Below are 12,529 nucleotides of genomic sequence, written 5' to 3' on the forward strand. Positions count from 1 at the left end.
CGGCCCACCGGGTTGCTGCCATGGATGGCGGCAACAAAAAAACCGCGCGTGCTGCCACGCGCGGTTTTGTCGCCAGATCTGGCTCACGCCCGGTGGTAGACCTCGGCCCCCTGCTCGCGGAACTCGGCGGCCTTTTCGGCCATGCCTTCGTCCAGCGCGGTGATTTCGTCCGTGCCGTGCTCAGCGGCGTAGTCGCGCACGTCCTGGGTGATTTTCATCGAGCAGAACTTGGGGCCGCACATGGAGCAGAAATGCGCCGACTTGTGCGCATCCTTGGGCAAGGTCTCGTCGTGGAATTCCTTGGCCTTCTCCGGATCTAGGCCGAGGTTGAACTGATCGTCCCAGCGGAATTCGAAACGCGCCTTGCTGAGGGCGTTGTCACGCACCTGCGCACCGGGATGGCCTTTGGCGAGATCGGCGGCATGCGCGGCGATCTTGTAGGCAATGATGCCGTCGCGCACGTCCTGCTTGTTGGGCAGGCCGAGATGCTCCTTCGGCGTGACGTAGCAGAGCATGGCGGTGCCGAACCAGCCGATCATCGCGGCGCCGATAGCGCTGGTGATGTGGTCGTAACCCGGCGCGATATCGGTGGTCAGCGGCCCGAGGGTGTAGAACGGCGCCTCGTGGCACTTCTCCAGCTGGCGCTCCATGTTCTCCTTGATGAGATGCATGGGCACATGGCCGGGGCCTTCGATCATGGTCTGCACATCGTGCTTCCACGCGATCTGCGTCAGCTCACCCAGCGTATCCAGCTCGCCGAACTGCGCGGCGTCGTTCGCATCCGCGATACAGCCCGGACGCAGGCCATCGCCGAGACTGAAGGACACGTCGTATGCCTTCATGATTTCGCAGATGTCTTCGAAGTGCGTGTAGAGGAAATTTTCCTTGTGATGCGCCAGGCACCACTTGGCCATGATCGAGCCGCCGCGCGAAACGATGCCCGTCACACGCTTGGCGGTGAGCGGCACGAAGCGCAGCAGCACACCCGCGTGGATGGTGAAGTAGTCCACGCCCTGCTCGGCCTGCTCGATCAGCGTGTCACGGTACAACTCCCAGGTGAGGTCTTCCGCCACGCCGCCGACTTTCTCCAGCGCCTGGTAGATCGGCACGGTGCCGATCGGCACCGGCGAGTTGCGGATGATCCACTCGCGCGTCTCGTGGATGTGCTTGCCGGTGGACAGGTCCATCACATTGTCTGCGCCCCAGCGGATCGACCACACCAGCTTTTCCACTTCCTCGGCGATGCCCGACGACACGGCGCTGTTGCCGATGTTGGCGTTGATCTTGGTGAGGAAGTTGCGACCGATGATCATCGGCTCGCTTTCCGGATGGTTGATGTTGGCCGGGATGATGGCGCGGCCGCGTGCGACTTCATCGCGCACGAATTCCGGCGTGATCAGCTTCGGCAAGGCCGCACCGAACGACTGGCCCGGATGCTGGTTGCACAGCGCACTGCCGGCGAGGGCTTCGACGCGCTGGTTCTCGCGGATGGCGATGTATTCCATCTCCGGCGTCACGATGCCGCGGCGTGCGTAGTGCATCTGGGTGACGTTGGCGCCAGCCTTGGCGCGCAGCGGCGCGCGCAGGTGATGGCTGAAGCGGATGGGGTCGAGCTTGGCGTCAGAGGCGCGTTCGCGACCGAAGCGCGAGCTGAGATCCGACAGACGCTCCACATCGCCGCGCTCGGCGATCCAGTTTGCGCGCAGGGCGGGCAAGCCGGCGGCGAGATCGACGCGGTAGTTCGGATCGGTATACGGGCCGGAGGTGTCGTAGACGGTAATCGACGGATTGGTCTCGCCGCCGAACAGGGTCGGTGTCTGCGCCTGCGCAATTTCGCGCAGCGGCACTTTCATATCGGGGCGACTGCCCTGCACGTAGATCTTGTGCGAACCGGGGATCGGCCGGGTCACGGCCTCGGAGAGTTCCTGCGCGGCGCGCGCGAGATCGGAGGGCTGGGCATTCATCGGCATTACGTCCTTCGAGAGGCAGGGGACGAAGCGATGGCGCCGGACGCACGAAGGGCTGGGTTCGTGCGGCGAAGCTCCCTACACCGGTGCTAACCGGATCAGGTTCGAAGGGACTCTCTCAGCCGACTGTGGTCGGCACCCCCGCTTCCAGAAGCGTCTATTCAAGCACGAAAGCGGGATACGGGCGAGTACGCCAGCCCAAAGACCGGTCTTTAGCGCGGCAGATAAGCGCGCAGGAAAGTAGCCACGCCGGCGCGGGCGTTGGCTTCCATCTCGTTGGCGAAGGCGTCCTGGCAGCCGTCGCAGCCGAACATGCGGCGCAGTACGAGATCGCCCTTGATCAGGGCAAAGAACTGCACGCTGGCCTGCGGCACGTTCTCGATGTCCAGCTGGCCATGGTCAACCGCCTGTTGCAGCAGGCGTTCCAGCAGCCTGTGCGTCCGGGTGGGGCCTTCCTCCCACAGCAGCTTGCCGTAGCGGGGATTGCCCTGGCGGCAGTCGCTGAGAATGGCGCGGAAGGTGCCGACATTCTGCGGATCGCAGTCGATGTGGGCATGGATCATGGCGATATTCATCAGCACGTCGCTGATGTTCGCCTGGGGCTCGTAGTGGTAGGTCTCTTCCGGCAGCAGGTCCTGGATGCGCGCGCGGATGACCTCGCGGAACAGGTTGTCCTTGTCGCCGAAATGGCTGTAGACGGTGAGCTTGGAGACACCCGCCTCGGCCGCCACGGCGTCCATGCTGGTGCCGGCGAAGGCGTTGCGGATGAACAGGGCCTTGGCCGCTTCCAGGATCGCCGCACGCTTCTCCATGTCCTTCGGGCGACCGGGACCCTGAGGCTTGGTTTGCGGGATCGTGTTCATGCCTACACCTTCACAAAGGAATAACCGGGGTTTATTATACGAGCCGGTTTACTTATTTTCCACCGCCGTGCTGAACGGCTACCCATGACCTCTACTATCGCAGAACTCACCCTCAGCGGCCCCTATCGCCATGCCCAGCGCACGCTGGCCGCGTGGTTGGAACAGGGGCACGCCGCCGCACGCCGGCGCACGTTCGCCGCCCGCATCGCGCTGGCCGCATTGAATGCGCCGGAGCGCCACCAGCTGGCACGCTGGCTGGCCTGGCTGGCGGTAGCGGCGAATAGCCGAGGCAAGGTCACGCCGCAGAGCCGCATCCTGCGCCTCGATGCCTCGTTGCATCAGGCTGTGGAAGATGCGCTCGCGCGCCTGCCTGCGGGCATGACTGGCGCGCAGACGCGGACTCGACGTTTGACTGCGTAGTGTCCGCGGACACCGCGCCACGCATGACTTCCGTCAGCTCGGCGCGGTGACTTCCGGCACTTCGTAGGCAGGCAGGCAACCCGCAGGCTTTGCACATTGTCGGAACAGGCCTAAGCGCTTATCCTTTTTGACCTTTTTCGATTTGCACGGGACGTAGGCTGAGATGGCGATGAACTTCGAACAGGCGCGGCAAAACATGGTGGAAAACCAGGTACGCCCCTGGGAGGTGCTGGACAGCCGCGTCCTCGATGTACTCAGCCGCGTGCGTCGCGAGGATTTCGTCGCCCCTGAGCACCGCCAGCTGGCTTTTGCCGACCTGAGCCTGCCGCTCGGCCATGGCGAAGTGATGCTGAAGCCGGTGATCGAAGGCCGCGTGCTGCAGGCGCTAGAACTCGCCGGTACCGAACAGGTGCTGGAGATCGGCACCGGCTCGGGTTTCCTCACCGCCTGCCTGGCCAGCCTTTCGGCACACGTCACCAGCGTGGACATCCACGCCGATTTCGTTGCTGCAGCAGGGCAGCGCCTGGCGCAAGCCGGTATCGGCAACGTCAAGTTGGAAGCAGGCGAAGCCGTCAACGCATGGCAGCCGGCCGGCACGTTCGACGTGCTGGTGGTGACCGGTGCCGTGTATGAGATTCCCCAGCGTTTCTTTGGCTGGCTCAAGCCGGGCGGCCGCCTCCTGGCGGTGCGCGGCCAGTCGCCGGTGCAGCAGCTGGTGCTGTTGACCCAGGAAGGTGCGGGCCGCTATCGCGAGGAGAGCCTCCTCGAGACCGACCTGCCCTATCTGGTGCATGCCGAGCCGCCACGCCAATTCGTTTTTTGATCCCCGATTCATACCCCAAGAGGCAACCCATGCGTTTGAAGCTTCTGACCCTTGCCCTGGCCCTGACGGTACTTCCGCTGTCCGGCCACAGCGAGGATTTGCTGGATGCATACCGAGAAGCACGCGCCAACGATCCAGTGCTGTCGCAGGCGGACGCCAGTCGTCTGTCCACCGGTGAAGGCGTGACTCAGGCGCGTGCGCTGCTGCTGCCGCAGTTGAATGCCGGACTGACCTTCAGTCAGGCGAGTGGCAACAACAGCCTCGCGGGCACGGCGGGTGGCAGCGGCCATTCGCGCAGCCGCGACGTGTCCGCCACGCTCAACCAGAGCGTGCTGGACCTGAGCAAATGGGCCAGCCTCAAGACCGCCCGTTCGCAGTCGGATGCGGAGAACGAGCTGTACCAGGCCGCGCTGCAGGCGCTGTACGTGCGCGTGACCCAGGCCTACTTCGGCGTGCTCACCGCGCAGGATTCGCTGACCTATGCCAAGGCCAACGAGGACGCGTACAAGCAGTCCTACGAGCAGGCGGACCAGCGCTTCAAGGTCGGCCTTTCCGCGGTCACCGACGTGTACCAGGCCAAGTCGTACTACGAGCTGGCCAAAGCGCAGACCATCGCCGCGCAGAACACGCTCAACGATTCCCGTGAAGCACTGACCCAGATCACCGGCAAGCCGACTGGCGAGCTGAAGAAGTTGCGCGAAGATCTGCCGATGGATGCGCCGTCTCCGGACGATCCGAACACCTGGGTGCAGGAAGCGCTGAAGAACAACCCCAACGTGCTCTCGCAGCAGTACACCGTGGAAGCCGCCGAGCACAGCATCAGTGCCGCCCGCGCCGGCCATCTGCCGACCATCAACGCCACGGTGACCCGAGGCGAAACCACCAGCTGGCTGGAGAACGGCAGCTACAACCGTCCGGGCAACGGCCGACTGGGTACCACCGCCGGCCTGACCCTGTCGGTGCCGATCTTTGCTGGCGGTGCCACGCAATCGCGTGTGCGCCAGTCGATCTACCAGCGCGATGCGGCACAGGATTCGCTGGAGGCACAGCGCCGCCAGGTTGCCCGCGACACGCTCAACTTCTACCGCTCGGTCGGCGCCGGCATCCTGCAGGTGCAGGCAGCCAAGGCTTCGGTGGATTCGGGCCAGAAGGCGCTGGAAGCGACCCGCGCCGGTTTCGACGTGGGCACACAGACCATGCTCAATGTGCTGAACTCGATTCAGACGCTGACCCAGGCCGAGAGCAGCTACTCGCAGGCACGCCACACTTTCATTCTGAACAAGCTGCAGCTGAAGCAGTCCTCGGGCACCATCGACCTGAAGGATCTGGAATCGGTGAACGCACTGCTGCAGTAAAGCGCAGCATCAAGCATCAAGAAAGGCCGGGCATCGCCCGGCCTTTTGCTTTACGTCATTCCTGCAGCTGCTTATCGATCAGCGACATCACTCGTTGTACGGCGCCGCGCTCGCTGTCGAACACAAACCGGGCTCTCGCGCCCATGGCTTCGCGCTGTGGCTTGTCGCGCAGCAACCGCAGCACGTCGTTGCCGAGATCCTCGACACCGGCCAGGCGTACGCCACCGCCTTCGCGAATCAGGGTCAGGGTGATCTCTTCGAAATTGAAAGTATGCGGCCCCACCAGCACCGGCTTGGATAGCGCCGCCGGCTCCAGCACGTTGTGCCCACCGATAGGCACGAGGCTGCCGCCGACGAAAGCCAGATCGGCGGCCGCATAAAACTGCATCAGCTCGCCCATGGCATCGATCACGAACACCTGATGCGCTGCGGATGGCACACGGTCCGCACTGCGCGTGGCGGCGGAGAAGCCGAGGCTGCGCACGGAGCTCTCCACCATCTTGAAGCGCTCCGGATGGCGCGGCGCGATCAGCAGCAGCGCATCAGGCAAGCGCTTGAGCACTTGCAGGTGCGCCTCCAGCACCGGCAGCTCTTCGCCCTCATGCGTGCTGCCCGCGATCCACACCGGACGCAGGTGCCCCCATTGCTTGCGCAGCTCCTCGCCAGCGGGAACCGCGTCATAGGGCACCGGCATATCGAATTTCAGATTGCCACTGACCACGATGCGTGCCGGATCGACACCGAGCAGCCGGTAGCGTGCCGCGTCGGTGCGCGATTGCGCGGCGATCTGCCGCACGCAACCCAGCGCCGAACGCACCATGCCCTGCAGCGGACGGTAACCGCGCAGGGAGCGTTCGGACAGCCGCGCATTGACGATCATCAAGGGAATGCCGCGGCGCTTGCAGGCGAAATAGAGATTCGGCCAGATCTCGGTTTCGACAATGATCGCCAGCTGCGGCCGCACCCGCTTCATGAAGCGCGACACCGCGAACGGCAGGTCGTAAGGCAGGTAGACGTGGAACACGCTGTCGCCGAACAGTTGGCGCACTCGCTCCGATCCAGTGGGCGTCACCGTGGTGACTACCAGTGGCGCGTTGGGATAGGCCTCGCGCAACGCCTTGATCAGCGGCTCGGCGGCATTCACCTCGCCCACCGATACCGCATGTACCCACAGGCTCCCGCGCACAAGCGGCAGCGGCCCCTGATAGAAGCCGAAGCGTTCGCGCCAGCGCCGGTGATAGTCGCGATAGCGCACGCCACGCGCGAGCAGGCGCAGCACGATCAGCGGCGTCACCAGGTACATGGCAAGGGTGTAGAGATAGCGCAACGGCGGACCCTTCAGTCAGGCGCGGCAGTATAGCCAGTGGGGCCAGAGCGCGGGCCACGCGGAGGCCTTGAATAGGCTCTCCGAGGGAAGCCCTTGTACAATCCGCACCCCATGCCCGGTGCACCCCGCCCTTCTTTTCAGCGCTCTCTGCTCGCTCCAAGCCATTGGCCGGCGTGGATCGGCGTGGGCCTGTTGCGGCTGATCGCGCGTTTGCCGCGCGGCCTGCTAATGGCGGTGGGCCGCGGACTTGGTGTGCTGATCCAGCACTTTCCCTCGCAACGCAGGCGCGTCGCCGAGGTGAATATCGGACTGTGCTTTCCCGAGCTGTCCAAGCAGGAACAGGCCGAACTGGTGAATGCGCATCTGCGCGATATCGGCCTGATGATGGTGGAGTTCGCACTCGGCTGGATGGGCAGCAATCGCGCCATTGCGCGCACACCCATCACGCTCGAAGGCATCGAGCACCTCGAGGCCGCGCGTGCGCAGGGCAAGGGTGTGCTGCTGGTCGGCGGCCACTTCTCGCATCTGGAACTATGCGCGCGGCTGGTGTCGCAGCACATCCGCATCGCCGGCATGTATCGGCGCATGGATGCTCCCGTATTCGAATGGGCGGTACTGCGCGCGCGCCTGGACTACGCCGACGCGATGTTCGACAAGGACGATATTCGCGGCACGGTGAAGTACCTGCGCAACGGCGGCACCCTTTGGTATGCGCCGGACCAGGACATGCGCAGCAAGGACAACGTATTCGTGCCGTTCTTCGGCGTCCCGGCGGCCACGATTACCGCCACCCATCACCTGGCGCGCATGTCCGGCGCATTGGTCATTCCGTTCTTCCACCGGCGCCTGCCCAACGGTGACGGTTATGCACTGCGACTTGGCGCGCCGCTGGCGGATTTCCCGAGCCAGGACGCACTTGACGATACCGCCCGCATCAATGCCTGCATCGAACAGATGGTGCGTGAAGCGCCCGAGCAATATCTGTGGGTACATAAACGGTTCAAAACCAGACCGCCAGGCAGCCCGGACATCTACTAGGCCGCGACAGCCAGACGACAGACAGCTCACGTACAAGGCATGTCGTGCCATCCCCGACACCTGTCTGCTATGTCCATCCGGCTGTTCCTGCGCTCGCTGCGCTACCGTCATGACTGGCGCGGTGCTTCCCCGAAGCGTCTCGCCAGTGCCCTGAAGTACGTCGCACGCAGCGCCCGCATGGCGCGGCGCCAATCGGCATGGCTGCGCGAACTGTACGGTTCGCCGCGGCTCACCGCGGTGCTTGGGCACGACCCGCGCCTGCTGGAGCGCTGGCACCACCATTACATCAATCGCCAGATGGGGCGCGCGCGGCGCATGGCGGTGATCAGCGCGCACTACCGCTTCGTGTTCTCGCAACTGCCGGCGGCCATGGTGAATGCGGTGTACCTGCAAGGACGCCATCAACTCGGCTCGCTGGTCCTCAAGGACGGCAGCGAGTTGTTGATCGAACTGCGCCGGCCCACCGGCCGCAGCCGCGAGGGCGAACTGTCGCTTTGCTTGGCCAATGCCCAGGGACAGCTGTTGTCCTCGGTGATCTTCAGTATCGCCGACGAAGGACACAGCCTGCTGATCGGCTGCCTGCAGGGTGCCGCAGCGGACCTGGGCCGCGACGCGGTGCGCGACCTGACCAAGCAATGCCATGGTCTGCGCCCGAAGAACCTGCTGTTCTCGCTCCTGCTGGCCTTCGCCGAAGTAGCGCAGTGCAAACAAGTGCGCGGCGTGAGCAATCTGGCGCATCCCTTCGCCGGCGAGGCCGACAAGATCAAGGCCGACTACGACAGCTTCTGGCAGGAATGCCAGGGCGAACCACTTTCCGACGGGTTCTATGCCTTGCCGGCACGCGAGCCGATGCGCGACGAAATGCAGGTGGAGAGTAAGCACCGCTCAGCCTTCCGCAAGCGTGAAGCCCTGCGCCGCGAAGCTTGCGAGCTGCTGATGAGCGCTCTGCGCGGCAGTGAACTGCCGCTCGAAAAAGCCGCTTAGCTGTCCCTCTGCCCGGGCAGCCGTTCACCCCGCCGGATCACACGGGTCGCCTCATACAGCTTGGCGTATTTCAGGAACGCGTAGAACGCGTGGATGCGCGCCGCGATAAAGCCCGCCCAGCCTGAGCGGTAGTGTCCGCGCAGCACGTAGTAGCGGAAGAAGGCGGCGATGGAGTTGGTCAGCATGCGCAGGCGCAGCCCCGTGCTTCGACGCTCCGTCAGGTCGGCGAGCTGCAGGCTGGAGTAGCGATTGGCCTTGTCCACACGTCCAGCGATATCGCGCTCGCCGTAATGGTCGAGCACCAGGTCGAGCACGCCGATCGAACCCTCGGCTTGCACTTCCTCATGGACCTGATGCGCGCTCATACGCGCGCGGCGGCGATCGAACAGGCGCACGTAATGGTTGAGGCGACTGCGCGGCGACTGCCACTGCCAGAAAATCCATTCGCGGCGCCAGACCTGATATCCCGCATGCTCTGGCGCATCGAGCACCTGACCCAGCGTGTCCGCAGCGCCATCCGGCAAAGCCTCGTCCGAATCCAGCAGCAGCACCCAGTCATGGCTGGCCAGATCGATCGCGGCCTGCTTCTGCGCGCTATAGCCTGCGAACGGCTGAGTCGACACGCGCGCGCCGTAGTGAGTGGCGATGGCCACTGTGGCATCGGTGGAGCCAGAATCGAGCACCACGATCTCGTCAGCCCAACGCACACTGGCCAGGCAGGCGTCCAGCGTGGCGGCGCTGTTGTAGGTGGTGACCACCACCGACAAGGGTTCACGCGCCATGCGCTGCTCCCTTGCTGTCGGGCAGCACATACAGCGCCGCGCACCACAGCCCGAGCACCCAGGCGAACAACAACCCCCACCAGGCCGAATAAAAGGCCAGATGCGTGTTCAACGGAAACACCATCACGCCCAGCGCGACACTGGCGGGAAATGCCCGCTTTCGCGCCGCCGGCCCCACTCGCCACGCGTGCCACAGCGCCAGTCCGGCAGCGGCCAGCCACATCACCAGACCGATCGAACCGGTCTCCGTCATCACTTCCAGCACCAGCTGGTGCGCGTGGCAGGCACCCTCACCCGCACCACAGGCTTCATCCGAAACCACGAAGTGATCGTTGGCCGGCGCAACTTGTGGATAGGCATAGCGGAAGCCGCGCACTCCAACGCCATTGAACGGATGCGCGGCGAACATCTTCAGGCTGGTACGCCAGATATCCAGGCGACCGCTGAGCGCGGCATCGACCGCTTGATCCGAACCGTTCAGCGCTACCAGGGTGTGCTCCATGCGCGCATGGAATCGCTCGGAGGTCTTCCACGCGATGCCGCCCGCCACTGCGACGACCAGTACGCCGGCACCGCATGCAAGCAGGAAGCGCCGCGTCAAACTGGCTTCGTGCCAGGCAAAGGCCAGCACCACCAACGCATAACTCAACCAGGCCGCGCGCGAACCCGCCAACAGGATCGGACCGAGCAGCAGCAGGCCCGCGAACACCAGGCCACGCAGACCCCAACGCTGTCGCGCCGTCCACAGTGCGAACGGCGACAGCACTGCCAGGCTCGGCCCCAGCTTCAAGTTTCCCGCGCCGAAAATGCCGGACAAACGTTCCGCTTCGGCATGCCCGCCCAGACTCCAGCCGGTCAGCGCCTGCACCCACGCATCCAGCACCCATACGGCCAGCACGGCGGCCACGGCCATATACATGGTGCGCAGCTTCGCATCCCAGCGCATCGAGTAGCAGGCATACAAACCCAGCGGGATATAGCGCAGTAGCGCGGCCACTGTGGACCAGCTCTTGCCGGGCATGATCGCGTCGACCGCGGAGAACAGGGCTGCGCCGATGTAGGCCGCCAGTAGCCAGAGCAGCAATCGCGCTCCGGCGTGTTCGCTCAAGGCGTGTGGCCGGCGCAGAAACAGCATCAGACTGCCCAGCAGGCACAGGAAAGTACCCAGTTCCGAGCTGCGCCCGAACGGCAGCAGAGCGATCACCAGCCAGAACGGCAACAGCGGCGAACGCAGCGCGGCCTTCAATAAGGAAACCATCGGGTGCATGCACGAAACCTGTGAAGAGGCCCGGGCATTGTATGTAGGAGCGCACCCTGTGCGCGAAACGGCCCGTTAGGGCCGCTGTTTTACAAGATAAAAGCGCGGCCCTAACGGGCCGTTTCGCGCACAAAGTGCGCTCCTACGCGGCCGTGACTTCGTCGTACAGCGCCAGCGTGGCCTGCTGCATGTCGGACAGGCGATAGCTCTGCAGCATCGGGATCGGCGGCGCCACACGCAGCAGTTCGGCCGCGCGCTCCACCAATCGCTCGCGATCGCCCACCGGCACGCGGCCCGCGGGATACAGCTCAGCCAACAGCTCACCGACACCGCCGTGCGCATAGCCAAGCACCGGCCGGCACAGCGACAAGGCCTCGACCACGGTGCGGCCGAACGACTCGGGCTTGTTGGACAGCTGCAGGATCAGCGCGGAAATCGCGTAGATATCGCGCACGTCATTGCGCGGCGGCGTGAGCACCACCTGCGACTCCACCCCACGCGCCTGGATCAGCTCGCGCAACTCGGCCACGTAAGCTTCGCGGCCCGGCTCGATCACCCCGAGCAACAGCAGGCGTGCATCAATGCCGCGGCGCTTCAGTTCGGCAACCAGTTCGACGGCATCGTGATGACCTTTCAGCCGCGTACCGCGACCTGGCAGGGTCAACAGCGGAGCGCCGGCCAGACGGGGAAACTCGGCGAAGAATGCCTTCTGCCAGGCGTCGTCCGGACGGTGCCCATAAGGAAACGCCTCCGGATCGATGCCGCGCGGGATCACCCGCACACGCGCCGGCTCCAGCCAGCGATAGTGGCTGAGCACGTAGTCGCGCAGGGTCTGCGAGACCGCGATCACCCGCTCGCCACGCAGCAAGATGCCGCTGTAGCGCCCCGGCGAGTTGAGGCCGTGCACGGTAGTCACGAAATGCGGCTTGGTCTTCAGCCCCTTCAGCGCCCACCAGCCCAGCCAGGCCGGCAGGCGCGAGCGGGCATGCACGATGTCCGGCTGGATCTCGGCCAGGATGCGGCGCAGCGCGCCGGCCCGGGTCAGGGTACGCAACGACTTGCTGCCGATATCCAGCGTGATGTGCTCACTGCCCTCGGCCTGCAACTGCCCGACTAGACGCCCGCCGGCGGAAATCACCACCGACCGGTGGCCCGCCTGTACCAGCGCGCGCCCCACCTCCAATGCCGACCGCTCCGCTCCACCCGACTGCAAGGCCGGGATCAGCTGGACAACGGTCAGCGACCGGGCAGGTGCGGCAACGGCGGACATGGTCGGTTCTATGAGTGCCTTCATCCTTGGAGACAAGCAGCAATCGTGCCGAAAGCTGCGCTACGTCACATTAAGGCCGGTGCGGCCCGATGGTAAGTCAGTCACTCAGGACGTAATGCGCGCCGCAGTAAGGGCAGGTGGACTCCCCGCCATCGTCGACGATGGGCAGATACACCTTGGGATGGGAGTTCCACAGCGCCATGCCAGGCATCGGACAGGACAGCGGGAGGTCCTTGCGCGTCACTTCATAACGATTTTCGGCATTGGCCGGGATCGACTTCACCGTCGCGGAGGGTTGCGACATGGGGAACTCCACACTGGACATCGGGCCGCCAATGGTAGCAGGCTGCGTCGCCCGGGCGCTGCGGGGAACTCGCGCCGGCGAAAGATATAAGCCCAACGGTCAATTCAGATTGTCACGCGGCAGCTTCACCATTCGCCT

At 64.7% G+C, this 12,529-nt stretch carries 12 protein-coding genes and 1 riboswitch; of the genes, 5 read left to right on the forward strand and 7 right to left on the reverse strand.

All coding sequences use genetic code 11. From position 1 onward, the window contains the following. Positions 1-83: 83 nt before the first annotated feature. On the reverse strand, positions 84-1,964 hold the full coding sequence (gene thiC / locus ISS97_RS07750; protein ID WP_379985442.1) for a phosphomethylpyrimidine synthase ThiC: 1,881 nt from the start codon (positions 1,962-1,964) through the stop codon (positions 84-86). Positions 1,965-2,025: 61 nt separating this feature from the next. Continuing rightward, positions 2,026-2,120, reverse strand: a riboswitch (TPP riboswitch). 59 nt (positions 2,121-2,179) lie between these two features. After that, on the reverse strand, positions 2,180-2,830 hold the full coding sequence (locus ISS97_RS07755) for a TetR/AcrR family transcriptional regulator (RefSeq protein WP_379985440.1): 651 nt from the start codon (positions 2,828-2,830) through the stop codon (positions 2,180-2,182). An 84-nt stretch (positions 2,831-2,914) separates the two neighbouring features. Here ISS97_RS07755 and ISS97_RS07760 point away from each other — a divergent pair, with 84 nt between their 5' ends. From ISS97_RS07760 to ISS97_RS07770, 3 genes are all read left to right on the forward strand, one after another. After that, positions 2,915-3,250 (forward strand): hypothetical protein, encoded by a 336-nt coding sequence (locus tag ISS97_RS07760; RefSeq protein WP_379985438.1) that lies wholly within the window; start codon positions 2,915-2,917, stop codon positions 3,248-3,250. A 163-nt stretch (positions 3,251-3,413) separates the two neighbouring features. Next, a complete protein-coding gene (locus ISS97_RS07765; RefSeq protein WP_379985436.1) occupies positions 3,414-4,073 on the forward strand; it encodes a protein-L-isoaspartate O-methyltransferase family protein in 660 nt (219 codons plus the stop codon). Between the two features lie 29 nt (positions 4,074-4,102). After that, positions 4,103-5,428 (forward strand): TolC family outer membrane protein, encoded by a 1,326-nt coding sequence (locus ISS97_RS07770; RefSeq protein WP_379985434.1) that lies wholly within the window; start codon positions 4,103-4,105, stop codon positions 5,426-5,428. A 55-nt stretch (positions 5,429-5,483) separates the two neighbouring features. Here the strand turns inward: ISS97_RS07770 and waaA are convergent, their stop codons facing one another. Next, positions 5,484-6,755, reverse strand: a complete 1,272-nt coding sequence (waaA, locus tag ISS97_RS07775; protein ID WP_379985432.1) for a lipid IV(A) 3-deoxy-D-manno-octulosonic acid transferase — start codon at positions 6,753-6,755, stop codon at positions 5,484-5,486. Between the two features lie 111 nt (positions 6,756-6,866). Here waaA and lpxL point away from each other — a divergent pair, with 111 nt between their 5' ends. Beyond that, positions 6,867-7,793: an LpxL/LpxP family Kdo(2)-lipid IV(A) lauroyl/palmitoleoyl acyltransferase gene (lpxL, locus tag ISS97_RS07780; protein WP_379985430.1), complete on the forward strand. Its 927-nt coding sequence runs from the start codon at positions 6,867-6,869 to the stop codon at positions 7,791-7,793. A 69-nt stretch (positions 7,794-7,862) separates the two neighbouring features. Next, complete coding sequence (locus ISS97_RS07785) at positions 7,863-8,777, forward strand: VirK/YbjX family protein (protein WP_379985428.1); 915 nt, start codon at positions 7,863-7,865, stop codon at positions 8,775-8,777. On the opposite strand, the gene ISS97_RS07790 is transcribed toward ISS97_RS07785, so the two are convergent. The 4 genes from ISS97_RS07790 to ISS97_RS07805 all read right to left on the reverse strand — a co-directional run bounded on the left by ISS97_RS07790 (position 8,774) and on the right by ISS97_RS07805 (position 12,391). Further along, positions 8,774-9,559, reverse strand: a complete 786-nt coding sequence (locus ISS97_RS07790) for a glycosyltransferase family 2 protein (RefSeq protein ID WP_379985426.1) — start codon at positions 9,557-9,559, stop codon at positions 8,774-8,776. The genes ISS97_RS07785 and ISS97_RS07790 overlap by 4 nt on opposite strands. Then, positions 9,549-10,826 carry an O-antigen ligase family protein gene (locus ISS97_RS07795; RefSeq protein WP_379985424.1) on the reverse strand — a complete coding sequence of 426 codons (1,278 nt, stop codon included), beginning with the start codon at positions 10,824-10,826 and terminating at the stop codon, positions 9,549-9,551. The genes ISS97_RS07790 and ISS97_RS07795 overlap by 11 nt, the downstream gene beginning before the upstream one ends. Positions 10,827-10,959: 133 nt before the next feature. Beyond that, entirely contained in the window at positions 10,960-12,087 is a 1,128-nt protein-coding gene (locus tag ISS97_RS07800) for a glycosyltransferase (protein WP_379985422.1), read from the reverse strand. A 97-nt stretch (positions 12,088-12,184) separates the two neighbouring features. Next, positions 12,185-12,391: a zinc-finger domain-containing protein gene (locus ISS97_RS07805; RefSeq protein ID WP_379985420.1), complete on the reverse strand. Its 207-nt coding sequence runs from the start codon at positions 12,389-12,391 to the stop codon at positions 12,185-12,187. Between the last annotated feature and the right edge of the window lie 138 nt (positions 12,392-12,529).

The sequence above is a fragment of the Dyella koreensis genome (assembly GCF_044904565.1).
Lineage (GTDB): Bacteria > Pseudomonadota > Gammaproteobacteria > Xanthomonadales > Rhodanobacteraceae > Dyella_D > Dyella_D koreensis.